This window comes from Pseudovibrio sp. WM33, assembly GCF_001623165.1.
GTDB lineage: Bacteria > Pseudomonadota > Alphaproteobacteria > Rhizobiales > Stappiaceae > Pseudovibrio.
Window position 1 is genome coordinate 137007 of record NZ_LMCK01000039.1, and the last position, 23151, is coordinate 160157.

At 50.4% G+C, this 23151-nt stretch carries 22 protein-coding genes; 11 read left to right on the top strand and 11 right to left on the bottom strand.

All coding sequences use genetic code 11. From position 1 onward, the window contains the following. Positions 1 to 51: 51 nt before the first annotated feature. A complete protein-coding gene (locus PsWM33_RS08390) occupies positions 52 to 1680 on the bottom strand; it encodes a peptide ABC transporter substrate-binding protein (protein WP_063299887.1) in 1629 nt (542 codons plus the stop codon). Between the two features lie 499 nt (positions 1681 to 2179). Here PsWM33_RS08390 and PsWM33_RS08395 point away from each other — a divergent pair, with 499 nt between their 5' ends. Beyond that, positions 2180 to 3658 (top strand): UbiA family prenyltransferase, encoded by a 1479-nt coding sequence (locus PsWM33_RS08395; protein ID WP_082826930.1) that lies wholly within the window; start codon positions 2180 to 2182, stop codon positions 3656 to 3658. Next, entirely contained in the window at positions 3658 to 4107 is a 450-nt protein-coding gene (locus PsWM33_RS08400) for a GtrA family protein (protein ID WP_063299888.1), read from the top strand. The genes PsWM33_RS08395 and PsWM33_RS08400 overlap by 1 nt, the downstream gene beginning before the upstream one ends. Positions 4108 to 4115: 8 nt before the next feature. On the opposite strand, the gene PsWM33_RS08405 is transcribed toward PsWM33_RS08400, so the two are convergent. Further along, entirely contained in the window at positions 4116 to 5357 is a 1242-nt protein-coding gene (locus PsWM33_RS08405; protein ID WP_063299889.1) for a glycosyltransferase family 39 protein, read from the bottom strand. 303 nt (positions 5358 to 5660) lie between these two features. Here PsWM33_RS08405 and PsWM33_RS08410 point away from each other — a divergent pair, with 303 nt between their 5' ends. Continuing rightward, a complete protein-coding gene (locus PsWM33_RS08410; protein ID WP_063299890.1) occupies positions 5661 to 6923 on the top strand; it encodes a multidrug effflux MFS transporter in 1263 nt (420 codons plus the stop codon). Positions 6924 to 6952: 29 nt separating this feature from the next. On the opposite strand, the gene PsWM33_RS08415 is transcribed toward PsWM33_RS08410, so the two are convergent. Continuing rightward, positions 6953 to 7339, bottom strand: a complete 387-nt coding sequence (locus PsWM33_RS08415; protein ID WP_063299891.1) for a hypothetical protein — start codon at positions 7337 to 7339, stop codon at positions 6953 to 6955. 112 nt (positions 7340 to 7451) lie between these two features. After that, positions 7452 to 7805: a VOC family protein gene (locus tag PsWM33_RS08420; protein ID WP_063299892.1), complete on the bottom strand. Its 354-nt coding sequence runs from the start codon at positions 7803 to 7805 to the stop codon at positions 7452 to 7454. Positions 7806 to 7935: 130 nt separating this feature from the next. Here PsWM33_RS08420 and PsWM33_RS08425 point away from each other — a divergent pair, with 130 nt between their 5' ends. Then, the gene (locus PsWM33_RS08425; RefSeq protein WP_063299893.1) at positions 7936 to 8502 is read left to right on the top strand and encodes an invasion associated locus B family protein; all 567 of its coding nucleotides are present in this window, start codon (positions 7936 to 7938) and stop codon (positions 8500 to 8502) included. 8 nt (positions 8503 to 8510) lie between these two features. Here PsWM33_RS08425 and PsWM33_RS08430 read toward each other — a convergent pair whose 3' ends face one another. Next, a complete protein-coding gene (locus PsWM33_RS08430) occupies positions 8511 to 8732 on the bottom strand; it encodes a hypothetical protein (protein ID WP_208988009.1) in 222 nt (73 codons plus the stop codon). A gap of 300 nt (positions 8733 to 9032) precedes the next feature. Here PsWM33_RS08430 and PsWM33_RS08435 point away from each other — a divergent pair, with 300 nt between their 5' ends. Beyond that, entirely contained in the window at positions 9033 to 10814 is a 1782-nt protein-coding gene (locus PsWM33_RS08435) for an ABC-F family ATP-binding cassette domain-containing protein (RefSeq protein ID WP_063299894.1), read from the top strand. On the opposite strand, the gene PsWM33_RS08440 is transcribed toward PsWM33_RS08435, so the two are convergent. Further along, positions 10811 to 11404, bottom strand: a complete 594-nt coding sequence (locus PsWM33_RS08440; protein ID WP_063299940.1) for a TetR/AcrR family transcriptional regulator — start codon at positions 11402 to 11404, stop codon at positions 10811 to 10813. The genes PsWM33_RS08435 and PsWM33_RS08440 overlap by 4 nt on opposite strands. A gap of 91 nt (positions 11405 to 11495) precedes the next feature. Here PsWM33_RS08440 and PsWM33_RS08445 point away from each other — a divergent pair, with 91 nt between their 5' ends. Continuing rightward, positions 11496 to 12656, top strand: a complete 1161-nt coding sequence (locus tag PsWM33_RS08445) for an aromatic ring-hydroxylating oxygenase subunit alpha (protein ID WP_063299895.1) — start codon at positions 11496 to 11498, stop codon at positions 12654 to 12656. A gap of 74 nt (positions 12657 to 12730) precedes the next feature. Here PsWM33_RS08445 and PsWM33_RS08450 read toward each other — a convergent pair whose 3' ends face one another. After that, the gene (locus tag PsWM33_RS08450) at positions 12731 to 13567 is read right to left on the bottom strand and encodes a ferredoxin--NADP reductase (protein WP_063287820.1); all 837 of its coding nucleotides are present in this window, start codon (positions 13565 to 13567) and stop codon (positions 12731 to 12733) included. Positions 13568 to 13942: 375 nt separating this feature from the next. On the opposite strand from PsWM33_RS08450, the gene PsWM33_RS08455 reads away from it, so the two are divergent. Beyond that, positions 13943 to 14788, top strand: a complete 846-nt coding sequence (locus tag PsWM33_RS08455; RefSeq protein ID WP_208991786.1) for an AraC family transcriptional regulator — start codon at positions 13943 to 13945, stop codon at positions 14786 to 14788. 29 nt (positions 14789 to 14817) lie between these two features. On the opposite strand, the gene PsWM33_RS08460 is transcribed toward PsWM33_RS08455, so the two are convergent. After that, positions 14818 to 15171 carry a hypothetical protein gene (locus PsWM33_RS08460; RefSeq protein ID WP_063299896.1) on the bottom strand — a complete coding sequence of 118 codons (354 nt, stop codon included), beginning with the start codon at positions 15169 to 15171 and terminating at the stop codon, positions 14818 to 14820. Between the two features lie 214 nt (positions 15172 to 15385). Here PsWM33_RS08460 and PsWM33_RS08465 point away from each other — a divergent pair, with 214 nt between their 5' ends. Beyond that, entirely contained in the window at positions 15386 to 16624 is a 1239-nt protein-coding gene (locus tag PsWM33_RS08465) for a serine hydrolase domain-containing protein (RefSeq protein ID WP_063299897.1), read from the top strand. A gap of 88 nt (positions 16625 to 16712) precedes the next feature. On the opposite strand, the gene PsWM33_RS08470 is transcribed toward PsWM33_RS08465, so the two are convergent. Then, positions 16713 to 17435, bottom strand: a complete 723-nt coding sequence (locus tag PsWM33_RS08470) for an SDR family oxidoreductase (RefSeq protein WP_063299898.1) — start codon at positions 17433 to 17435, stop codon at positions 16713 to 16715. 121 nt (positions 17436 to 17556) lie between these two features. On the opposite strand from PsWM33_RS08470, the gene PsWM33_RS08475 reads away from it, so the two are divergent. Continuing rightward, the gene (locus PsWM33_RS08475) at positions 17557 to 18456 is read left to right on the top strand and encodes a LysR family transcriptional regulator (RefSeq protein ID WP_063299899.1); all 900 of its coding nucleotides are present in this window, start codon (positions 17557 to 17559) and stop codon (positions 18454 to 18456) included. On the opposite strand, the gene PsWM33_RS08480 is transcribed toward PsWM33_RS08475, so the two are convergent. Then, on the bottom strand, positions 18453 to 18929 hold the full coding sequence (locus PsWM33_RS08480) for a hypothetical protein (RefSeq protein ID WP_153039914.1): 477 nt from the start codon (positions 18927 to 18929) through the stop codon (positions 18453 to 18455). The genes PsWM33_RS08475 and PsWM33_RS08480 overlap by 4 nt on opposite strands. 785 nt (positions 18930 to 19714) lie before the next feature. On the opposite strand from PsWM33_RS08480, the gene gshA reads away from it, so the two are divergent. After that, the gene (gshA, locus tag PsWM33_RS08485; RefSeq protein WP_063299901.1) at positions 19715 to 21319 is read left to right on the top strand and encodes a glutamate--cysteine ligase; all 1605 of its coding nucleotides are present in this window, start codon (positions 19715 to 19717) and stop codon (positions 21317 to 21319) included. Further along, on the top strand, positions 21301 to 21831 hold the full coding sequence (locus PsWM33_RS08490) for a GNAT family N-acetyltransferase (RefSeq protein WP_082826931.1): 531 nt from the start codon (positions 21301 to 21303) through the stop codon (positions 21829 to 21831). The genes gshA and PsWM33_RS08490 overlap by 19 nt, the downstream gene beginning before the upstream one ends. Positions 21832 to 21951: 120 nt before the next feature. Here PsWM33_RS08490 and PsWM33_RS08495 read toward each other — a convergent pair whose 3' ends face one another. Continuing rightward, entirely contained in the window at positions 21952 to 22659 is a 708-nt protein-coding gene (locus tag PsWM33_RS08495) for a GntR family transcriptional regulator (RefSeq protein ID WP_275078552.1), read from the bottom strand. Between the last annotated feature and the right edge of the window lie 492 nt (positions 22660 to 23151).

The following is a 23151-nucleotide window of genomic DNA, read 5'->3' on the forward strand; positions in this document are numbered from 1 at the left end:
AAACATGCAAAAACACCGATGTTAGAAACACCGGTGCTCTTGATTGCTGGTTTACTTTGCAACTTTGTAAAGATTCTTCGCATACCAGTTTTGTTCAGCGTTTTTGATTGGCCAGTTCTTCAACTGAGCGTTCATCATGAACGTATTGGTGTAGTGATAGATCGGAATAACAGGCATTTCTGCAGCCATGATCTCCTCAATACGTGTGTAATTAGCCTGTGGCTGCGTAGAGGATTTTGCATCTGCCAACAACTTGTCAACTTCGGCATTGTTGAATTTGCCGTCGTTGTAGCCAGACCCGGAATCCATCAGATCCAGGAAGGTCGACGCTTCGTTGTAGTCACCGCACCATGCACCACGAGCAAGCTCAAAGTTCTGGTTACCACGCTCATTCAGGAACGTTTTCCATTCCATGTTGTTCATGTTGACTTTAACACCGAGCTTCTGCTTCCACATCTGGGTCATCGCGATCGCGATTTTCTTATGGGCTTCAGAAGTATTGTAGACCATGTCGAACTCAAGCGGATTGTCTTTGGTGTAACCAGCTGCCGCAAGCAATTCCATCGCCTTTGCGTCACGCTCAGCTTGAGACCAGTCAGCAAAGTCCACCTTTGGAACTTCGAAGCCAGCAGTTACAGCAGGCGTAAAGGTGTAGGCTGGGAACTGGCCGCCCTGTATAACAGCGTCGGTGATCACACGGCGATCAATTGCGTATGCCAGAGCCTTACGAACCCGAACGTCTTTGAACTCTTCAGGACCTGAATCGGAAACATTGAACGTGTAGTAGTAAGAACAAAGGCGCGGGAAGACAACCGCCTGATCAGGGTATTCTTTTTTCAGACGTGGGAACTGACCAGCAGGTGCTTCTGTACGATCGGTTTCACCAGCAAGATAACGGGTCAATGCAACGTTTTCATCATTCATAACAAGGGCTTCAACCTTGTCGATAATGGTACTTTCATTATCCCAGTAATTGGTGTTGCGCACCATGCTGACAGTTTCCTGCGGAACGTGTGTTTCCAGTTTGTATGCGCCGTTGGATACGATGTTGCCCGGCTTGATCCACTCAGCTCCATGTGCTTCCACAGCCCACTTTGGTGAAGGGAAAGTTGTTGCATGTGTTGTCATTAAAGCGAAGTAAGGCAAAGGCTGTGTCAGTCTGACTTCCAATGTATGGTCATCAATCGCTTTCACACCAAGCTTGGAAACTTCCATATCTCCGGCAATGATTGCTTCTGCGTTTTCCAGAGACATGAGCTCCATGTACCAAGCATATGGAGAGGCATTCGCGGGATCAGCTGCACGTTGCCAGCCAAACACGAAGTCTCCTGCTGTTACAGGCTTACCATCAGACCATTTCGCATTGTCACGCAGCTTGAAAGTATAAGTCAGGTTGTCATCAGAAACGGTGTGGCTTAGAGCAACACCTGGAACTAGATTGCCAAGGTTGTCCTGGTTGTACAGACCTTCAAAAAGGTTGCGAACGAGTTCAGAACCAGAGACGTCCTCTACAATAGCCGGATCGACAGAAGAGTGCTCATCAAGAACGCGGTATGTAAATGTCTGGTCGTCGGCGAGTTTCTCGCCTGTTTCTGGATGAACACCCGCAGCAAATGCAGATGTAGATAGCAATGCGGTGCCGACCACGCTCGCCAAAAGAGAGCTTTTGCTGAATTTCATCTAGGAATCTCCTCACTACATCGGTCGCCTGTTCCCCAACAGCGCCGATTTGAATACATTATCTCAATAGGAATTGGAGTTCACCTCAACTGAAGGGCAAACCCAAAAAATTGCATATTTTCCTGAGAGCAACGCAAAATAGAAATTATTTCGCCCATTAGCAGCTCCCCACGAGTGGCTTTATGCTCAGTTCCCCTCACTGCTGGCAGATACGCATTTCCCGGTACGCACTCTAACGTAGTTTCTCTCTTATTCAATTGTATTCTTCGCAAGAAATGCTCGCTGCATCATATCCTGGGGGAAATGTAGCTAGATCGTTTGGCTAGGAAGCTTGCACAATCCTAGGCTTTGCAAGCTTTTTAAGTAGTTTTGCGTCCAATAAAATTTCCAAGGAAAAACATCTGAATCATTCGGAGTCACTATTAACCAAATTTGAGAGTAATTAGTTAGGTATTCATAACCCATACTCTTTGTAGGGCAGAGTCTTCGGGTGGGGCATATGGAAGATATTCAGAGACTTCAGAGGTCGGGGGAACCTGAATTACAACTCCCGCTTATATTAGATCTTGATCACACGCTGATACGAACGGACTGCTTTTATGAAGCACTCATTCTGTTCCTCAAATCAAACCCTTTGAATTTATTCGTTGTTTTTTATTGGCTCTTTCGCGGGCGCGCCTATGTAAAACAGCAACTGGCCATTCGCGTAGATTTAAAAATCGATAATCTACCATTGAACGAAGATGTTGTTGCCTATGCTCGTGCAGAAGCTGGTAAAGGACGTGACGTTCATATGGCGACTGCCGCTGATGAAGTTCTGGCTATCGCAGTTGCCAGTCGGCTCGGCTTTGTTAATGAAGTTCACGCCAGCAACGGCAAGATCAATCTGAAATCAGGCAACAAAGCGAGTTATCTGCAACAAAGGTTTCCGGATGGTTTTGCGTATGCTGGTGATAGTATTTCCGATCTGCCTGTCTTTAAAAGCGCTGTCCGCTCCTTAATCGTCCACCCTTCCGACAGTTTATCTCAAAAAGCGATGCGATGTGGGGAGGTAGAAAAGACCTTTGCAAGACCTGATGGTTTTTTTCGGCCTCTCCTGAAGAGTTTACGCCTCCACCAGTGGGCAAAGAACACACTGCTCTTTGTGCCTCTTATTCTGGGTGGTCAGGCTTTGAACCCTGAAGCATGGGCGAGTGCGGTACTGGGCTTTGTGGCTCTCGGCATTCTTGCAAGCTCCACTTATTTGTTGAATGACCTTTGGGATCTTGAAGCAGATCGTCAGCATTGGAGCAAGAAGGCAAGGCCGTTGGCATCGGGCAAGCTGAAGATTGCCCATGCAATGCTGGCTATCCCTTTGGGGTTTGCCCTGAGCTTTGCTATCGCGGCGATGTTAGGGCCCTTCGTCGTACCGGGGCTTTTCGCTTATTTGGTAACAACGGTTGCCTATTCCTTTTATTTGAAGCGCGTACCATTGCTCGACACCGCTGTTCTGGCCGTGTTGTTCACAATGCGTCTTGGGGTTGGTGTAACGCTGGTTGATGTGCCGCCCTCCCCATGGCTCTTTGTCTTTTCCATGTACTTATTCCTCTCGCTGTCGTTGGCAAAACGCCATACGGAGCTTGGCCGTCATGTGGAGGCTGGCACAAATGGAGAGATGTCGGGCCGTGGATATCGCAACAGAGATTTGCCCGTTCTCCTTGCGCTGGGGTCGGCGAGTGGATTGGCTGCAACGCTGGTTATGGTGTTTTACCTGACCAATGAAGCATTCAATGCAGACTTTTACTCCGCATCAATGCTTTTGTGGGGAATGCCACCCATCCTGTTCCTTTGGCTTGGCCGGGTCTGGTTAAAATGCCAGAGGTTGGAACTGAACGATGATCCCGTTGTCTTCGCATTGAAGGATAAGCAGAGCCTTGTGCTTGGCGGTGTTCTTGCCATCCTGTTTGTGTTCGCTTGGTTCGGAGGTTATTTGGTCTGATGGTTGCCGCTCGCCTTGCTGCGCTGAAATCTTCTTATGACACCAGCCCAGAGTTCAGGCAGATTGTCCGATTTCTGTTTGCTGGTGGCTTTGCTGCCTTTGTAAACTGGCTTTTGCGGATTGCACTGTCTGTATTCATGCCGTTTTGGCTGGCGGTGTTGCTGGCCTATTTCATCGGAATGAGTGTCGGATACACCCTCTATAAGCATTTTGTATTTGTAGGGGCGCAGAAGTCCGAGAGCATCAGACGGCAGATACTGATCTTTCTTGGAGTGAATCTCTTCTCAGCTCTTATCGTGCTTGGGCTGTCTGTTGGCTTAAACGCAATGCTCATGACAACCCTTCCGCTCTTTATCGCGCAAGCACTCGCACATGGCGTCGCCATCGCTGTTGGAGCGGTGACGAACTATATGGGTCATAAGGTGATCACTTTCCGCAAAGCCCGATAGAACCTGGCTCAACCGTTTGCCGCAAAAGCAAGCGCTTGCATGGCGACGTTGAGAGACAGGGCTTGCATCACAAGCATCGCGAAGATCCCCATGTTGTCTTGTCGCACGGTGCGCACAACGAAGAGCATCATGAGCGGGAGCCAGTCTAGCACGTAGCGCTGCACGGAATACTGAGAAAAGCCGTTGGAGTGGTAGAACAGTGTCACTCCTGCGATGAGAGCGATTGTTAGCCCTGCAAAAAGGTATTCCCGGTTCCATTTGGCGAGGAAGAAGTAAAGCAAGAAGGGAGCGCCGATGAAGAGCGCTATGCCCTTGTCGCCAAAGCCGCTCATCTGCGTCAGGTATTTGCCTGAAAACTCTACATCCGGCCCTTGCACGAAGAAGTAGATCAGGTTGAAGAGCAGATAATCCCGATGGAACAAGCCCAGCTCTTGAACACGATCCTCAATCCATGACGCAGATGGATCACCCAGAGCGTCCCATTCTGGTGGGAAGATGTACGCATACCCAGTTTGCATAGGATCGCCGAAGCGGGCGTAATTGTAAGCAAAGTAGATGCCTATTGCGATTGCAGGAAAGATTGCGAGTTTGAGCAGGCACCCAATACTCTCAGCATTGATTGCAAAGATGGTCCTGTCCGGTGGCGTCATCAGAACAAAAAAGAACGGCATGTAAAGAATGATCATCTGCCGGGTGAGAAATGCGAGGCCGATAAACAATCCCACAAGCCAAGCATTTCTCTTGATGAGCGCTGACCAGAGTGCCAGTGACGTCAACATTGCAGCAACGGCTTGCGCAAAGAACCAGACACCATCGGCGCGGAGCACGGTGTATTGCAGCGGTGTTGCAAAAAGAAACGCTGCGACAAGCAATAGAGCCAGTCGGTAGTCCGTCTGGTAGTTGCGCGTAATTTGCCACCACACCAAACCGGTAATGAGGAAGCAAATCAGTCCCAGAGCAATAAAATGATGAAACCCTACACCAAACAGTGCCACAAATGGCAGAGCGATTAAGGCTGGTATAGGGGGGAATATGACAAAGATCTTGTCTTCGAAAAGCGCACAGTCCAGATCAAAGCAGCGCGAAGCCTCAAAGCGGCCTCGCAAAAAAGCCTCTGCAAGTAAGGCGTAAGAGTTGGTTTCTGGCTGCTCCCCAATCATGCGGAAAATAATGACTGCCAGAAGAATGGAAACCAGACCAGCAAGAATTGTTGTGAGGAGTGCGCCTCTAAAACGGTCAATCGAAATCATAATACCCCCAAATATGGGAGAGTAATAACATCACGAATCCTAGTGTCTTCTTAAAGATCCGTAAGGGGATCAAAATTGACGCGAGGCTCTCGCACAAGTAACCGCACTAAAGACATTCTCGGTGCTAACTCCTCAAGGAACGTCATTGATTACAATTCATCTCATTTCTTGATTTCACGTTTGTTGCCTGATAGGTGAAAGATATTGCTCCCACAGACTTTGCCGCAATCGCGGTAGATCCATGGTGTTGGGTTTTTAAAAATAAACCCGCAAAACTGCCAGGATTGAAACAGGAATATCCAGATGTCGGACTCTCCGAAAACCGCAGGTGCGAGCCTGGGAACGGTTGAATTTGTTGCCCTCATGGCTACGTTGACCAGCTTGACTGCGCTTTCGATTGACGCCGTGCTGCCAGCGTTTTCAGTCATCGGCAAAGATTTGAATGTCGGAAATTCCAACAACGTCCAGCTCATCATTTCTGCGCTGTTTCTTGGATTAAGCCTGGGGCAGTTTGTTTTTGGCCCCGTCTCTGATCGCTTTGGCAGAAAGCCTGCGGTTTATGCGGGGTCTGTTGTTTTCGCAATTGGTGCCGTGCTCGCAGCCACGGCGACATCACTGCCAATGATGATTTTCGGACGTCTGCTTCAAGGTGTCGGAGCCAGTGCTCACCGCACAGTTGTTATGGCGATTGTTCGTGACAAATATGTCGGCGCGGAAATGGCGCGCATCCTGTCGTTTGTAACAGCAGTGTTTATTATTGTGCCCACATTAGCGCCGTTGATTGGTCAAGGCATCCTGTTTGCTGCGGGATGGCGGGCGATCTTTGTCATCATGCTGATTATGGCGTCTGTTGGCTGCATCTGGCTGGCAATGCGTCAGCCGGAAACACTGAAACCGGAAAATCGCCGGGTAATCACGCCCAGGGTGCTTTGGGAAGGTCTTGAAGAAGTCGTAAGCCATAAGGCGACGCTGTATTACACCGCGGCTTCAGGCTTTGTTTTTGGTACGATGATGACATATCTGAGCACTGCTCAGCCGATGTTTGCAGATATTTTCAACGTCCACGAAACATTCCCGCTCTATTTCTCCGGAATTGCCGTCGTGTTTGGCATGGCGTCCATCGTCAATGGCCGTATTGTCAGACGTATCGGCTTGCAGAACATGTGCCGTGCTGCGCTGACAATTCAGATTGTCACCAGCCTCAGCTTTGCGATGTATCTGCTCCTCATTGATACCACGCCTGATTTGTGGTTGTTCATGACTTATCTTTCGCTGGCGTTCTTTTGTCAGCCGATGTTGAACGGAAATCTGAACGCCATGTCCATGGAACCACTCGGGCATATCGCTGGCCTGGCTGCAACATTGGTTGGCGCGACCACCACGTTTATTGCGCTCATCCTCTCTGTGATTGTTGGCCGTTTCTACGATCAAACCTTGCTGCCATTGTCCTTTGCGTTCTGTGTTTTTGGCGGAATCGCACTTGTGCTGGTGGTTATTGGCGCAAGGGTGCAGAAAGCAGAAAAGATCGCGTTGTCATACACGACCTCAGCTGAAGCCAGCGCCTAAGCGCTGCTAATATGTTCAAATGACAGGGACTACTGTTTCTTCGGAAGTGTCCTGACCCAGGAGACTGTCGGCATTTCTACGCCCGCACCGGGGTACCAGTCATCGCGAACTTCCTCGTGGCCTTCCTTTGTGCACACGATTTGCGCGTCTTTGTATTCCTTTGGAATGACGAGTTGGCCGGGGCTTTTCACGTGCAGGTTTTCAGCAAACCCATCCAAGATGCATTGCGCGCCAGATGGCTTGGTTTCAATAGAAACAACATAAGCATCAGAAGGAGGGTTCGACGGATCGGGTCCAAAAACATTGGATTGGCATCCGGCGAGGAGCACTGCAGATGCAATGATAGCTCCGAGGGAAGCCCCTTTAGAGCTGAGGGGGCTGAACTGACCGGCGTCTGATGCTTTGGCGAACCGCACGCGAATCTCCTGAGAAACTGGATTTCGCTTGGAAGCTACGCCTATTCATAGAGAAGGGTGAATCCCTCAATTCACCCCCACTAATATTGCAGGTCAGCGATGCCTTCGCCTGTTATTTGTCTGACCACACAGCAAGCTCGTTGTTGTTCGGGTCAAGAAAATGGAACCGGCGCCCACCCGGGAAGGTGAAGATCTCTCGGTAGATTTTTGCGCCGTTTTTCACCAGTGTGTCCTGCAGAGCTTCCAAATCTTCGGCATAAAGCACCACAAGCGCCGCACCGCTTGCGGTGGAGGACGACAGGTCTGCCTTGAAGAAACCGCCATTGAAGTCACCATCATTGAAGGCAGCGTAGTCAGGGCCGTAGTCCTCGAAAGTCCAACCGAGTGCATTGGTGTAAAACGCCTTTACGGCTTCCAGATCAACAGCTGGCAATTCGATGTAATTGATTTTTCCAGATTTCATAATTTCAAATCCCTAGGGAAAACAGGGGGCTCTTTCCAAAAGGCCTCCCGCAAATCTCCAATATTGCAACAAAACTAGTTTGGTGAGATAGATAACTCAGTCCTATCGTTATGGTTGCAAGCAAGATATTCAAATGAAGATTTTTGGTTTTCCCCTTCGTACAATTGCAGCTCTTGCTCTGGGAGTTGTTGCTTTTCTTGGTGCTACGCCGGGCTTTGCTCAATCAGCCCCCAAAGGCGATGCGGCTGTTGCCAGCAGTCCCAAGGTCACCACGCAGCAACACGGAGACTGGATGCTGGAGTGTTATGACCCCGCCGTGAATGGCATGAGCTGCCAGATTAAACAGCGTGTGGTTCATAATGAAAGTGGCCAGAATATTCTGCTGATGACACTCACCTACAGTCCAAAAGAAAAGAGCGATATGGTGCAATATGTATTGCCGCTCGATTTTCTGTTGGCTCCGGGTGTTAGTGTGAACATTGGTGATTTTCAGGCGGTTGCGCGGGTCAATCGCTGTATGGCGCAAGGCTGTGTGATTGAAGGCAAAACCGAAGAGGCCTTCATCAACGCGATGAAAGCTGCAAAAGATCAAGGACGATTTGTGATGATGTCCAGAGTAGGCAAAAAGGTTGGCATCAACTTTTCAGCCACCGGCTTTACAAAAGCCTACAATGAGATGCGAGCGCAGAACTCAAAGTAAACTCGTGGTCACTGCGCAGCAATGCAGTTCCATTCACCACGAAGACCCAACACAGCTGTAGCACCGGCAACGGTGCAATGTGAGACTTCAGTGTTGGCAAGATGCAGCTTTGAAGCCGGGTTCGGATTTGCAAGATAGGCAAGGCCAATTGCAGCTGTAAGAGCAAGCGCGGATGCGGCAACAGAGAATACCACTCCAATGCTCTGCTTGGGGTTTGATAAGTGTTGCATAGAGGTCGTCATGTGAGGTTTCTGTTCTTTCAAATCCAGGAATTTATGGCAGTGACACGCCGTCTGTCTTTTCTGCAATGTAGAACAGCTCTGCAAACCGCATGTGAGCAAGATCCCCTAGTTTGCGGCGGTTATTCAAGGGATTCACACTGTTTTTTGTGATTATGTGTGACGTGAAATCCTCTGTTCTCCCTTAAGTTGAAGTGCCTTTGCTGTATTACACCTCTCGCCCTCTTGGAAGCTCCGTAATTTTTCTCTAATCCGTTTCCTAGTGTTTTATGTGTTGGGAGGCACGGTCCCGTGGCGAAGTCCAGTAGCAATCCATTGATAACCGGCAGTGGTCTGTGGCAGCAGTCGCCTGAGCGTGTGTTGTTTGAAAACCTGTCCTTCGGGCTGAATGCAGGCGACCGGATTGGGCTGGTAGGCCACAACGGGTGCGGTAAGTCGACGTTTCTCAACATCCTTGCTGGTCGCGGTGTGCCTAGCGAGGGCAGCATCTCGGTCTCCCGTGCTGCTGTCGTTTCCTGTGTTGAGCAGCATCTTCCCAAACAACTGATGGAACTGACGCTGGCTGAGGCGGTTCGTGAAGCATTGCCAAAGGATAAGCGCGACTGGATGGACTGGAAGGTGGATGTGATGCTGCCGGAAATGGGGTTCGAGCCTCACCAGTCCACAGTGCTTTGTAAGGATCTCAGTGGTGGTCAGATGACACGCCTCATGCTGGCACGTGCTTTGATGACAGAGCCGAACCTGTTGCTGCTGGATGAGCCAAGCAACCACTTGGACCTGCCAACAATCATGTGGCTCGAAAGCTTCCTGAAATCGTGGAAGGGCAGCTTTCTAATGATCTCACATGATGCAACATTGCTCGATTCCGTCACCAATCGCACATGGATTCTTCAGGATCGCAAACTAAATGCCTTTGACCTGCCCTGCACGAAGGCTCTGGCAGAACATGAAGTTTTGACCCAAGCACGTATCGCACGACGTGACTCTGAGGAAAAAGAGATCAAGCGCGTTGAGGCCAGTGCCAAACGCCTCGCGGATTGGGGGCGAACGTTCGACAACGAGGACCTGTCACGCAAAGCCAAGTCCATGGAAAAGATGGTTGACCGCATGAAGGACGACCAGACTGATGCCGTCGAGGCTTATCCATGGAACCTTTCCATTGCTGGAGAGCAAATTCAGGCCGACCGGCTGGTTCAGTTGAACGACCTGAACGTGACGCCGCCTGTGGCGGATGTGTTCCTATACAACGTCGATGACATTGCTGTGCGGCCCGGTGACCGGATTGCGGTTATGGGCGCGAACGGGACGGGTAAATCCAGCCTGTTGCGCTGCTGCTGGGAGAAGCGGGCGAGCGATGCAGGCGACGTGCGAGTCCATCCGCGATGCCGGATTGCGTTTTATGATCAGACACTTCAACAGCTTCCAGGGGAAGCTAATCTGGTTGAGGGGATGGTGTCAGTCGGAGAGGCTCTTGGGGTGGATCTGCGAGTTCCTGATTGCGAGAAGACCATTATTGCGGCTGGGTTCAAATACAATCAACTATCGCAGAAAGTCTCTCAATTGAGCGGCGGTGAGCGTGCGCGTTTGTTGCTTGTCTCTCTGTCTCAGGTGCAGGCCAACCTGATGATGCTTGATGAGCCGACCAACCATCTGGATCTTTACGGGCGTAATGAGCTTTCAAACCAACTTCAGTCGTTTAACGGTTCTTTCTTGTTGGTTTCGCACGACAGGCATCTGGTGGAAGCGACGTGTAACCGGTTCTGGGTCGTGCAAAATGGGCGTCTGCAGGAAGTAAACGATGTGGATGCCGCGTATGCGTTGATCGCAGGAGTTCAGGTGAAAGCCGTCAAAGCTGCTGCCATTGAGCAACCTGCTGTTGAGACGACGATTGAGGATACGGCACCTGAAACAGATCATTCCGGGGAAGATGAACTGCTAGAGCGGTTGATTGAGTTGGAAACGCTGATGGAAGCGGATCTGTCGCGGCGACCTAACCGGCAGTCCCCTCACTTACAAGTGCAATGGAAAGATGAGATTGCTCAAATTCACGAGCGGCTTGAGTTGAACGGCTAAACCGGATCTTTCTCCAGATCAGCAAGTGCCGCACGGAGCTGTGCCTGATGCGTCTCTTTGAGCACGTCGAAAGCTTCTTTTCCGTACATGCCCTTGAGTGTGGTCTGTGAGATAGCAAAATGTTGGATCGATCCGATGTGCCGGTAAATCCAACAAAAGAGCTCAGCATCTGAGGCTTTTGACCATCGCTTCGTCTTGTGAGCCAGCGCGCCCAGAGCATCCAGAAATGGTTTCATTGGCCAGTTTTCGGAGGTGGTCTGGGCATCCAGCAGAGCTCGGGCGACCAGCTGCGTGTCCTCCACATTGCAAAGTGCATCCTCTGAGAGCTGGAGGAAGAATGTGCGTAACTTGGTTTCTGGCGTAGTCCCCTCGACGTTTTCGATTGAGCGCAGCAGCCGATCAGAAAGCGCGCTCAGCACCTCCTCATAAAGCCGAGCCTTTGAGCCAAAGAAATGAAGCAGTGCCTGTTTGGTCACGCCAAGCCTGTCTGCGATGCCTGCGAGGCTCGCGGCGTGATAGCCCTTCTGTGCGAAGACCGCGCTTGCCGTTGTGATGTAACGTGTTCTGGGGCTTTCTGCGTGCTGATCCAAATCCTGCTCCCTTTCCATCTGTATAGGATAAACTTGACAACTTACCAAGTGGTAAGTTTATACTTACCGATCGGTAAGTGGAGGGTTTGCCATGACACGGGATGAAGAAATTAGCTTGATTGCTGAGTTGCTTGGTTTGGATGCCAGAAATGAAAAGTTTCTGGATGAAAAAGTCACGCACTCCCCGGTGATGCGTTACAACTGTTCTGATCGCTTTGCTCAGGAAATGACCGCTTTGTTTCGCAGCAAGCCTGTCGCCGCTGCGCAATCAGCAGAACTGTCAGAAGCAAACGCTTTCCTTAGTCGATCCGTTTCCGGACTGCCTGTTCTGCTGACCAGAGATGCCAAGGGCAAAGCTCATGCGTTTCTCAACGTGTGCCGCCACCGTGGTGCTAAGCTGGTGAGAGATGAAACTGGCTGTAAACAAAGGTTTTCCTGCCCGTACCATGCATGGACATGGTCCAACCAAGGCGACTTGGTAGCGGTGCCGCAGGAGCAACAAGGCTTTCCGGATCTGGATCGCTCTCAATATGGCCTAAAGGAACTTCCAGTTCTGGAAGCCCATGGTTTTATTTGGATTATCGCTGATCCGAATGCCACAAATGTGCAGGAAATCCAGCAGAGCCTCGCTCCGCTCTCTGATGACCTGTCTTGGCTGGGGCTTGCAGATCACCGGATTGCGGTTGAAGAAACCTTTGAAATTGCTGCCAATTGGAAGCCGCTGATTGAAGGCGGGATCGAGGCCTATCATTTCCGCGTAGCCCATCGCAAAACAATTGGCCCGTATTTCCCGGAGAACCTGTCCAGTTATCAGATGTTGGGAGGGAACATGCGGTCCGTGTTGCCGCGCATCACTCTGTTTGAACTGAGAGATAAACCTCAGGAAGAATGGAGACTTCGTGAGCACGCCAACATCATCTATTCTGTCTTGCCGGGAACGCAGCTGCTTGTTCAGCAAGACCATATCGTTTGGGTGCATTGTGAACCGCTGGCCGTTGACCGTACGCGGGTGCGATTGGCGACACTGGTCCCGAATTCTATGCCGCAAACTGATGAAATGCAGAAGCATTGGGTCCGCAATCAGGCGATCACCTCAACGACTCTAACTGAGGATTTTGAGTTAGGCGAAGAGATTCAGCAAGGGTTTGCCTCCGGCGCCAACACGCATCTGACTTTCGGTCGTTTTGAGGGGGCACTTGATCGCTTTAATCAAGTGCTTGAAGAGGCAATGAAGGTGACGGAAGAGGCATAGATTGCAAAGTGCAGACAAAAGAAAAGCCCGCTGAATGAACAGCGGGCTTCTCGCAAAATTCTGAAGCAAAAGGCTTAGCCAACGAATGCGCGCTCAACCACGAATGTGGATGGGGCTGCGTTGGAACCTTCTTCAAGGCCATGCTTTTCAAGGATCGCCTTGGTGTCGTTGATCATTTCCATAGAACCACAGATCATGCCGCGGTCAATCGCAGAATCCAGCTTCGGCACGCCAAGGTCTTCAAAAAGCTTGCCATTTTCGATCAGAGTGGTGATGCGTTCCTGACAAGGATATGGCTCACGGGTCGCCGCTGTGTGCAGGCGCAGTTTACCAGCTGCGAACTCTCCAACGAGTGGATCGTTCTTCACTTCCTCAACCAGTTCCTTCGCGTAGGTGAGTTCATTCACTTCGCGGCAAGTCTGGGTCAGAATAACTTCCTCAAACTTCTCATAGGTTTCTGGATCACGGATCAAGGATGCGAACGGAGCAACACCAGTACCGGTAGAGAACATGTAAAGACGACGGCCTGGTATCAGGGCGTCATTTACGAGCGTGCCGGTCGGCTTCTTACGCATAAGAACGGTGTCGCCTGGCTGAATCTTCTGCAGATGTTCAGTCAGCGGACCGTCCTGAACTTTAATGGAGAAGAACTCCAGCTCTTCGTCCCAGGATGGGCTTGCGATGGAGTAAGCGCGGAAAACCGGCTTCTCAGCATTTGGCAGGCCGATCATAACAAACTCGCCAGAACGGAAACGGAAAGAGCTTGGGCGCGTGATGCGGAATTTAAACAGACGGTCAGTGTAGTGTTTAACGGACACTACTTTTTCAGCAAATACGTTTGCTGGAATAGGAAATTCGGTCTTGGCTTCCTGATCAAGCACAGGAGCTGGGGCCAACGCTGCGTCGGTCATTTGCAATCCTTAGATTGTTTTGATTAGGCCATAGCCCGATACTTGGCCAATTGTTGCCTCCGCTTTATCCGAGCCAAGGCCCGAAAAGCAACCATTTTATAAGTAAAATTTCAGAAATTTACTCGTGAAAGTGACTAAATCACCGTCGGAGCTCAAAGAACTGTCAGTTTCTGAAAGAAAGCGTGTAAGATGAGCTGACATGAGAATTCAGCAATAGGTGGAACTACTCAAAGCAAGTCGCTAGTAAAGATGACTTGAGTTTGTTCATGAATCAGCTTTGCGTGCCTGCTCTAAGGTCAAGATAGCAAGATATGTTCAGCCCCTCTGTGTTGTAAGGGTGGAAATGATGACAGGCAGAGGAAACGGGACGTGAAAGTGGAGCAGAACAAGGCAGCCTATGAGAAGCGAATGCTGCGTGTTCTTGAATATATCTATGAAAATCTGGATGGAGATCTAAGCCTTGATGCTTTGGCTGATGTCGCCTGCATGTCGCGCTTTCACTGGCATCGTGTTTTCCAGAGCATGCGCGGTGAAACGCTGGCGAGCTCAATACGTCGCATTCGGTTGAACAGGGCTGCGTTAGATCTTATCCAGACAAAACAAGCTGTTACCGAGATTGCGGAGAGATATGGTTACCCGAGTGCACAGAGTTTTTCTCGTGCGTTTAAGGGAGAGTATGGCGTTGCACCCGGCCAGTTCCGTGAAAATAAAAGCGCGGCTCCTGAGATTGCCTCCGAGAAAAACAGTATCTTTTCAATGCATCCAGTTGAAATTAGAGATGTGCCTGAAAAGAGCTTGCAGGTCCTTTGCCATCGCGGTTCCTATTCTGACATGGGAGTTGTGTATAGCAAATTGGCGGCAATGCTGTCTTCTCGTGGTGTGATCCGTAAATGTGGGCCGTTTGTTGGCATTTATTATGACGATCCTTCAATCGTCCCACCAGATGAATTACGCTCACGTGTGGGTGCAGTTGTTCCACCGCAGTTTGAAAATACTGAGGGACTTGAAGCACATAGTATTCCAGCTGGACGCTGTGCTGTGCTGCGTCATCAGGGGCCGTATGCAGGTTTGCAGGCGGCTTTCTGTTACCTTTATGGGGTGTGGCTGCCGAACTCAGGTGAAGAGGCCGCGGACCACCCGTGTTATGAGGTGTTTTGGAACAGCCCAACCAACACCGCTCCTGAAGATCTCGTTGTCGAGATCTATTTACCGCTGCAATAACAATATCTTATAGAAGCATACGCCCGTCTTCAATTCTGTAGGATATTGTCCTCTTCCTGGGTTTCCTGCTTCTCATTGATGTTGCCATCCTTGTTGATTTCCTTGATGCAAGCCTCCTGATCGGCAGCAGACATGTTGGTGAAACCAAAATTCGGCGGATACCCCAGTGGATCGGAGCCAGCGCCGCCTGTGCGGTATTTTTCTGCAATATCGGGACAATCAGAAACCGGGCTCACGATGTCGGGGTATTCGGACTTCAGAGGATTGGCGTTTTCGTTTGTGACCGGGTCGTCAGCAAAGTTGTTGATTTGCGCGGTGCCATAACCCGTTGAAAATGCGAATAAACCCAATGCTATAAGTGTTGTTATTGCTTTTGCTTGCATGTCAGTTGCACCCACCACTTGGAGAAAAGAAGGTCGGCTGCATTAAACAGGAAACCCGCAAAGGTTGTGTGAGCGATTATGTTTTAATTGCGTTTATTTGGGTAATACACCGCTCTTAAGTTGCCAGCGGCTCGCTTTACAAGCGCTTAACCTATGCGTAAGGTTTGGGTTCGCTCTGGAGGTTTTGACCTTTCACCGCGAATGGGGGGACGTCATGTTGAAGAAGATTGGCTGGGGTGTTCTGGCTGTTGTGTTGCTGTTGGCAGCGGGTGCTTTTTACTTCCGGCAAGACATTGCCGAGATCCGCGCCGTGATGGCTTATGCGGATGCATTCAAACCTGAGAACATCGATCAGAAATTCAGATCGCTTTACAAAGAGTATTCCAGTACCTCGGTAAAAGCGCCAAATGAGACCTATGAGTTGCCTCGGGCGCATCAGGCTTCGCCGATGCCAGCAACCTTTATGTACAAGGGCGAGGCAGCCTCTACGGCAGATTACATTCTGGATTCTCACACCACCGGCCTTGCCATCATGCACAATGGTAAGTTGATCCATGAGTACTATGATCGCGGCAACACCGCTGAAACCCATGCCATTCAGATGTCGGTGTCCAAATCCATGGCCTCCATTCTTGTTGGGGTAGCGCTGGATGAAGGGCTGATCGACAGTGTGGAAGATCAGGTCGTCAAGTATGTCCCGGAGCTCAAGGGAACGGCTTACGATGGGGTTCGTCTGAAAGACGTGCTGGAAATGTCGTCGGGTGTGCGTTGGAACGAGAACTACGCTGATCTGAATTCTGACATCGTCCAGTCCGTCGTTGCAATCCTGCTAGGCTCTCAGGATGAGTTCACCAAGGATGTGCCGCGTGAGCTGGAGCCGGGAACCTACAATCGCTACTCTTCCATTGATACGCATGTTGTGGGTTGGGTGCTGCGTGGAGCGACTGGCAAACCTTACAAAAAGTGGTTCAACGAAAAGCTCTGGTCCAAGATTGGCGCAGAATCCTCTGCAGAAATCATGGTGGATCAGGAAGGTGAACCGGTTGTCTTTGGCGGGGTGAATATTCGCCTGCGCGATATGCTGCGGGTTGGGATGGTGCTGGAGCGTGGCGGATTGAACCACAAAGGCGAGCGCATCGTGTCTGAAGAGTGGATCAACACATCAGTCACGCCGGATGAGCCGCGCTTGATGCCGGGCTATAACAATCCGGAGAGCCCTTCTCCGCTTGGTTATAAATACCAGTGGTGGCTGCCGCTGGAATCCGATCAGGGTGATTTCACCGCCATCGGCATTCACGGCCAGTTCCTTTACATCAACCCGGCTCGGAATGTGGTGATCGCTAAGACCTCGACCTATCCCTCTTATCAACGCGATAAGGAGATGGTGAAGATGAAGTCGATCGCGCTGTTTCAGGCAATTGCCCGTCACTTGAGCGACGTGCCAAACTCCTAAAGCGGAGTCTAATTGACAAGCGTTCGCTCCAAAGAAAAAGCCGGCTCTGCGGGAGAGCCGGCTTCTGCAAAAACTCGGTTGCTCTGCGTTATGCAGGCTGGCCTGTTGCTGCAAGTAGAACTTCGCGGATGTTGACGTTCTGTGGCTGCTGGTAAACGAACAGCACAGCGTTTGCCACGTCCTGCGGGTTAAGCACGCCGCCCATTTCTTTCTTCCACTGCTCGTAACCGTCAATGATTTCCTGAGAGGTGGTGTGAGACAGCAATTCAGTCTGCACAGCGCCTGGAGCAATGGTCATGACGCGTACATTGTCAGCTGCCACTTCTTCACGCAGGTTTTCGCTAATGGCGTGAACGGCAAACTTGGTGCCGCAGTAAGCTGCGTGGGCCGGGAAAGTTTTGCGGCCAGCGATGGAGCTGACGTTGATAATGGAGCCGCCCTTACGCGCTTTCATGCCTGGCAGAACAGCGTGGATGCCGTTTAGAACACCCTTCACGTTCAGGTCGATCATGCGGTCCCATTCGGCCGGATCCTGAACGGACAGATCACCCAGCAGCATGCAGCCAGCGTTGTTGACGATTGCGTCTGCTGGACCGAATTTTTCTTCTGCTTCCTTCACAGCTGCAATCAGCTGCTCACGGCTGGTTACGTCAACACCGCGGCACAGTGTGTTTGGAAGACCCAGAGCTTCCATCTGCTCAACCCGGCGGGCAAGAAGAAGAAGAGGATGACCAGCAGCGCTGAAAGATGTCGCGATCGCTGCGCCAATGCCTGAACTTGCGCCAGTGATAATGATAAGTGGCTTTGTCATTTTGTTTTCCTGCCTGGTTAGCTTTTTCTTGAGCAAGATGAACTTGCGTTGTGTTGCGGCGATTGTACAAAAATGATCACGCTGATAAACATGGGTAATCCAAAATGATTGTTAGGCTGAGATGAACAATATTTACTGGAATGGCCTGCGCTCGTTTCTAGCTGTGGCGGAACATGGCAGCTTTACCTTAGCGTCTGATGAAACGGGTCTTTCAAAAGCGAGTTTAAGCCAACAGGTGAGCCAGTTGGAGGAACAACTGGATGTGCAGCTGCTGTTTAGAACCACCCGCAAACTGCGCCTGACCGAGATTGGTGAGCGCTATTACGAAATGTGCCGCACTGGCGTGAAGCAGATTGAAGACGCATCTGATCTTGCCTCTCAGGCGACAGACAGCCTGACCGGCCCCATTCGTATGAATGCCGTGGGTGGTTTGATTGGTGAGGAACTTATTGCGCCGCTGGTGATTGAGTATCAGCACGCCAATCCGGGGATTGAAGTGAAGCTGGACTTTTCCAGCATTCGGGAAGATCTGCTGGAGACGGATTATGACCTTGTGTTGCGGATGGGGGATCTGGAAGACAGCACCTTGATCGCTCGTAAACTGCACACCATCACAACACGCTATGTGGCCTCCCCTTCTTTTGTGGCTGCGCACTCAAAAATCTGCCATCCCTCCGATCTGAAGGGCCTTCCTTTCATCTCTGGCAGTGTGCAGGAGTGGATTTTTACGCGCGGGCAGGAGCGCATTGTGGTGCAGGCGGAGAAAGGATTTCAGATCTCAAATGGCCGGGTTATGTGTCAGGCGGCTGCGGCGGGCCTGGGCATAGCGCGCCTTGCGGATGTTTACACCGATGCGCTGATCAAACGCGGCGAGCTGACGGAAATGCTTTCTGGGTGGAAGCAGACAACACCGTTGTGGCTGGTGAGCCCGCCAACACGCCACCAACTGCATCGGGTGCGCGAATTGATGAATTACCTCACAGCCAACTTTAAAAACCGCTATGAGGCGGTGCTGGGTTAGCGGCGGTAGGTGCCAACAAAGCCATCTGGCACAACAGCGCCTGCGGGGCTGGAATTTGGAACAGTCACACCAACCGGTATGAAGACACGCTGGATGATGATCTTGTCACCATCTGGCGGTGGTGGGCCGGGAAGCACGGCGCCTTGTGTGGTTTTGTAGCCTTTCAGCTCGCAAATCAGGTTTCTGCTCTCAAATCCGGCAGGTACAACCATTGGGCCCGGCGTGTGCTTTACAAAGATAGATGACCGATACCCTTCCAGAAAACAGAAGGCACCATCAGGCGTGGTGTTGACCGTAATCAGCGTTGCCCCCTGCGGAATCTCGATGGTGGGCGAATAGGCCTGTGGCAGGCGCTCTTCATCAGAAACGCACCCTGCCAAGAGGGGAAGAGTGATTGCGAGAGTGCTTAAAGGGCGTTTGATTTGCAAGTCGTGAGCCTCTTCAGGTCGATCTGCAAAAGGTAACGGGCACATGCAAATGACGACACCCATAAGAATTGCTGAGGTTGTTTTGCTGATAACCTCAAAAATGGTGAGGAGCGGTGGTGGCCTCTCCGAAAGACAAGGAGTTATCCAACTCTGCATCCACTGAAGATTTTGCAAGCAGACACGCCATAATTCTCGATAATACTCGCAAGGAACACGCTGTTTTATGTGGGGTGAGTGACAGTGATTTTACTTAGAAGTCTTCAGCTTAAAGCAAGCAAAGTTTAGATGCTGAGTAAGGTTTTAATGGAAGCTTTTGGCTCTGCAGCGTGATGCACGGCGTTCGAAATATCAGATAGAGTGTTCAAAATGCACACGAACTTTGTAAGGCGGTTTAGGAATGCTCCGTTTATTTATGAACGAGAGGATTGTATTTCGGTGCATGCAAGTGTGCCGTTTCCTGTCCTATGTCTTTGCGGGTGAAGATAATCCAACGCTTTTGTGGGAAATCAGCAGTTTAGGCCGTGGATAGGTGGTGCTTTACGAAAGTATATTTTTTTTGATTATTGAAGTGGGTTAAGGAATACATCTTGTTGGTATGTTGATAGTCAGACAGGTAATTTCTTCATTTTCTCAGTTTAATTTTATTCTCGAATTGAACTTGGTTCACGCATTAATGATGGAAGTTGCGCATAAAACACTAAGGAAAATTCGACAGGTTTTGTACTCTTGCATCCACGAAATTAGGAAGTATCTATGAGAGAGTGAACCGAAAGGTGCACAAGGATACTTTGAGCCCATATAGCCGTTTTGCGCAGATTAACGGAACGAGAATGACAAAATTAGGTGAAGCCACGCTGAAGCTGTTGGAAAATAGCGCAGTACGAAAAGGTCTTGCTGAACTCCGCGTGGGGATCGAAAAAGAAGCTCTGCGTGTTGGCAGAGATGGCTTTATGTCATTGCGTGATCACCCGGAATCTCTGGGTAAAACGCTAACGCACAAATTTATCACGACAGATTTTTCTGAGGCTCAGGTGGAGTTCATCACACCTGCTGTGCACTCTGTTGCAGAAAGCCTTGATTTTCTGAAAGAACTACAAGCTTTTGCGGCGCGTAAAACGGATGCTGGTGAGTATTTGTGGAATGCGTCCATGCCGCCGGAAATCGCCGGTGATGAGACGATCCGCATTGCGGAGTATGGAAACTCGAATGCGGCGCAGATCAAAACGCTCTACCGCAAGGGATTGGCGCATCGCTATGGCAAGCGTATGCAGACGATCTCCGGGATTCACTACAACTTCTCAATCTCCGATGGTCTCTGGCAGGAGTTTCATGAGCAGTGTACCTCCGGCGGAAGCCTTCAGGACTTCCGCAGTGCAGGGTATCTCGGCCTGATCCGTAACCTGCAGCGTCATGGCTGGCTGGTGCTGTACCTGTTTGGTGCTTCTCCTGCCGTTGACAAAAGCTATCTGGCATCTCCGCACCCAACGCTCTCCATGCTGGGTGATGACACTTACTTCGGCGAATATGCAACGTCTCTGCGCATGAGCGATCTGGGTTACACCAGCGTCGTGCAGAGCGAGCTGGACATTCATTACAACTCTCTTTGCGACTACATTGAGGGCCTGCGCGGTGCTCTTGCAACGTCTGTGCGCCAATACGAGCAAATCGGTGTGGCGGAAGAAGGCGATTACAAGCAGATCAACACGCATCAGCTGCAGCTTGAAAATGAGCTGTACGGCTCTGCGCGGCCTAAGCGAAACACCAAGGAAGGCGAGCGCCCGATTGCTGCGCTGTGTCGCCGTGGTGTCGAATACATTGAGCTGCGCTCCCTCGACATCAATCCGCTCAATCCAATTGGGATTTGTGAACAGCAGGCTCATTTCCTCAATGCCTTCCTGACCCACATGACCCTTGCTCCATCTCCATGTATCTCCTCTGGAGAGCAGCAGGCGCTCAATGATCAGCAGCGCATGGTTGCCTGGCAGGGTCGTCTGCCAAACCTGATGCTACCAGCCTATGGCGATGGTGGTATGGAACTGCGTGAAGCGGGCCATCAGGTTCTTGATGACATGCGTCTGACAGCTCAAATCATGGATGAAGTGTACGGCGGTACAGGCCATACAGATGCTGTGAACGCACAAGCGGCCAAGCTGGACAATCCTGAGCTCACTCCATCCGCTCAAATTTTGAAAGGCGTGAAGCAGAAGGGCTCTTACACCGGCTTCATCGCTGATCTTTCCAAGAATCAGTCTGATCACCTGAAAGCGATGCCGCTGTCTGGTGAGCGTCTGAAGTTCCAGGACGCGATGGTCTCTCAGTCCCGCGCCGCTTATGAGCAGGTTGAAACGCAGGCGAGTAACCACAGCTTCGATCATTTCCTGGATTCGCAGAACAAAACGGAAGTTTTGCCACCAGAATGTCTGGACGGCCAGTAAAGCCTGACCCTGAACACGGAAGGCAAGGCTTGCTCCAAATCCTGCCCTACACATCTGACGACCACGACGTGCTCGCTGCGCTCTATGAGAGCGTGGCGAGCCGGACGTTTGCCTATGATTACACCAGCCTCGTAGATGCCAGCCAGTTTCAAAGCCTTGTTGAGGGGGAAGATGTCTGGGTCTTGAAGTATGCAGGAGAGCGTATCGGCTTCATTGGGTATTTCACGCCAGAGCACTTCCTGCATTCGCTGTACATAGACTACGCCCACCACAAACGAGGGTTCGGGCGACAGGCACTTCAGTTTTTGCTGGAAAATTATGGCTGCAAGCATGAGTTGAAAGTGCACCGCATTAATCAGCCTGCGTTGAAGTTTTACAGCGCGCTTGGGTATGAGGATATCACTGCACAGGCCGATGCTCATCAAACCTGGCAGCGTTTGCGCTCACCAGAGGCAATTCTGGATCACTCCCCGGCTATTGCGGTGGGAGACCAAGCCTCTCACCGACAATAATTTCAATATATCAAGCCATTAGAGCACGCTGCGTTCATTAACATTCACGCATCGCGCTCTAATATCTTTGGTGGAGCGAATTCTTGTCGTTTGATTGAAACCAACTAAACGGAACGCGCTCTAGGATGGCATGCAAAGAGCGGGTAGACGATCAACATGTGCTTTGATCGTTTGCTCGGCCAGTTCACCGTCCCCAGTGCGCACAGCATTGATCAGCTGAGTGTGATCATCCTGAACGCCTTCTGAAATAAACCCGGCACGGCGCATTGCAGCGCGGTAGCGGGTGCACTGGTCATGAAGCATATGCAGGAACCGGCTTGCCCAACTGGAGCCTGCTCCCGCAACCAACGTCATATGAAATACGCGGTTGGCTTCTTCCCATTCATTCCAGAAATCACGCCGTGACGCTTGCCATGTCCGCTCAATTTCCTGCAGTGCATGGTAGGCATCCAGCACGCTTTCGCGCCACTGAGCGTCGCCCTTTTCAACGGCGGTTCTTACCGTTGCGCTTTCAAGAAGGCGGCGCTGATCAATAATATCCTGAAACTCTTTTTGCGAAAGTTCTGGAATATAAAATCCCTTATGAGATTGGGTGGCAACCAGTCCTTGAGACACCAGACGGGAAAGTGCTTCGCGTACAGGTGTAGGCCCAACATCAAATGTGCTGCACATCTCGCGAATGCGCAATTTACTGCCCGGCTCAAGCTGGCCAGACAAAATTGCCGCCCGCAGGTGCGCGTAGGCCCTGTCAATGAGAGAGGCGGATGACGGGACGTTTTGTGCAATGACCGATGTTACGGCTCTTTCTAAGGTATCCTCTATTTTCAAAGTTATCTGCCTTACAATTATTATCTATGCAATTCGGCGTTTCTTTTCGTAGCTATGGAAACTATGTCATTTGTTTTCTTGTCCGACCAAGTTAAATTGCAAATATGAATTGGCCTTCTTATTACATCAATTGTAAAACAATATCTGAACTATAAAAGCAATGAAATTGCGTAGGAATGACATAACTTTCCAATAAAACAAGAGTATTTTATGGAAAATAATGTCGAATTATCGATTATTTTTACAAAAATGTGTATGTGCGGTCTTATTCACTGAGCATATGAATCAGACTTACTTAGAGTTTGATGAACAGAAATGGAGTTTATTCGCCATTTTAATAAAATATTCTCAACTATACTCTGTAGGCTCATTTCCTCGCGTATAAACGGCAGAAACTATTAGCAACGCTCTAAGTGGAAATCACTTATAGATCGCAAAATGTCTCCCCCCAATACGCGATGAATTGCTCAGCTTATCTCTGGTGTTTCAGAA

Excerpts from the sequence above, each read along its gene's own strand:
- PsWM33_RS08425 (WP_063299893.1), top strand. The coding sequence starts at position 7,936 with ATGAAGATTTTTGGTTTTCCCCTTCGTACAATTGCAGCTCTTGCTCTG.
- PsWM33_RS08465 (WP_063299897.1), top strand. The coding sequence starts at position 15,386 with ATGTTGAAGAAGATTGGCTGGGGTGTTCTGGCTGTTGTGTTGCTGTTG.
- PsWM33_RS08395 (WP_082826930.1), top strand. The coding sequence starts at position 2,180 with ATGGAAGATATTCAGAGACTTCAGAGGTCGGGGGAACCTGAATTACAA.
- PsWM33_RS08450 (WP_063287820.1), bottom strand. The coding sequence starts at position 13,567 with ATGACCGACGCAGCGTTGGCCCCAGCTCCTGTGCTTGATCAGGAAGCC.
- PsWM33_RS08475 (WP_063299899.1), top strand. The coding sequence starts at position 17,557 with ATGAACAATATTTACTGGAATGGCCTGCGCTCGTTTCTAGCTGTGGCG.
- PsWM33_RS08410 (WP_063299890.1), top strand. The coding sequence starts at position 5,661 with ATGTCGGACTCTCCGAAAACCGCAGGTGCGAGCCTGGGAACGGTTGAA.
- PsWM33_RS08460 (WP_063299896.1), bottom strand. The coding sequence starts at position 15,171 with ATGCAAGCAAAAGCAATAACAACACTTATAGCATTGGGTTTATTCGCA.
- PsWM33_RS08470 (WP_063299898.1), bottom strand. The coding sequence starts at position 17,435 with ATGACAAAGCCACTTATCATTATCACTGGCGCAAGTTCAGGCATTGGC.
- PsWM33_RS08445 (WP_063299895.1), top strand. The coding sequence starts at position 11,496 with ATGACACGGGATGAAGAAATTAGCTTGATTGCTGAGTTGCTTGGTTTG.
- PsWM33_RS08390 (WP_063299887.1), bottom strand. The coding sequence starts at position 1,680 with ATGAAATTCAGCAAAAGCTCTCTTTTGGCGAGCGTGGTCGGCACCGCA.
- gshA (WP_063299901.1), top strand. The coding sequence starts at position 19,715 with ATGACAAAATTAGGTGAAGCCACGCTGAAGCTGTTGGAAAATAGCGCA.
- PsWM33_RS08405 (WP_063299889.1), bottom strand. The coding sequence starts at position 5,357 with ATGATTTCGATTGACCGTTTTAGAGGCGCACTCCTCACAACAATTCTT.
- PsWM33_RS08430 (WP_208988009.1), bottom strand. The coding sequence starts at position 8,732 with ATGCAACACTTATCAAACCCCAAGCAGAGCATTGGAGTGGTATTCTCT.
- PsWM33_RS08490 (WP_082826931.1), top strand. The coding sequence starts at position 21,301 with ATGTCTGGACGGCCAGTAAAGCCTGACCCTGAACACGGAAGGCAAGGC.
- PsWM33_RS08400 (WP_063299888.1), top strand. The coding sequence starts at position 3,658 with ATGGTTGCCGCTCGCCTTGCTGCGCTGAAATCTTCTTATGACACCAGC.
- PsWM33_RS08480 (WP_153039914.1), bottom strand. The coding sequence starts at position 18,929 with ATGTGCCCGTTACCTTTTGCAGATCGACCTGAAGAGGCTCACGACTTG.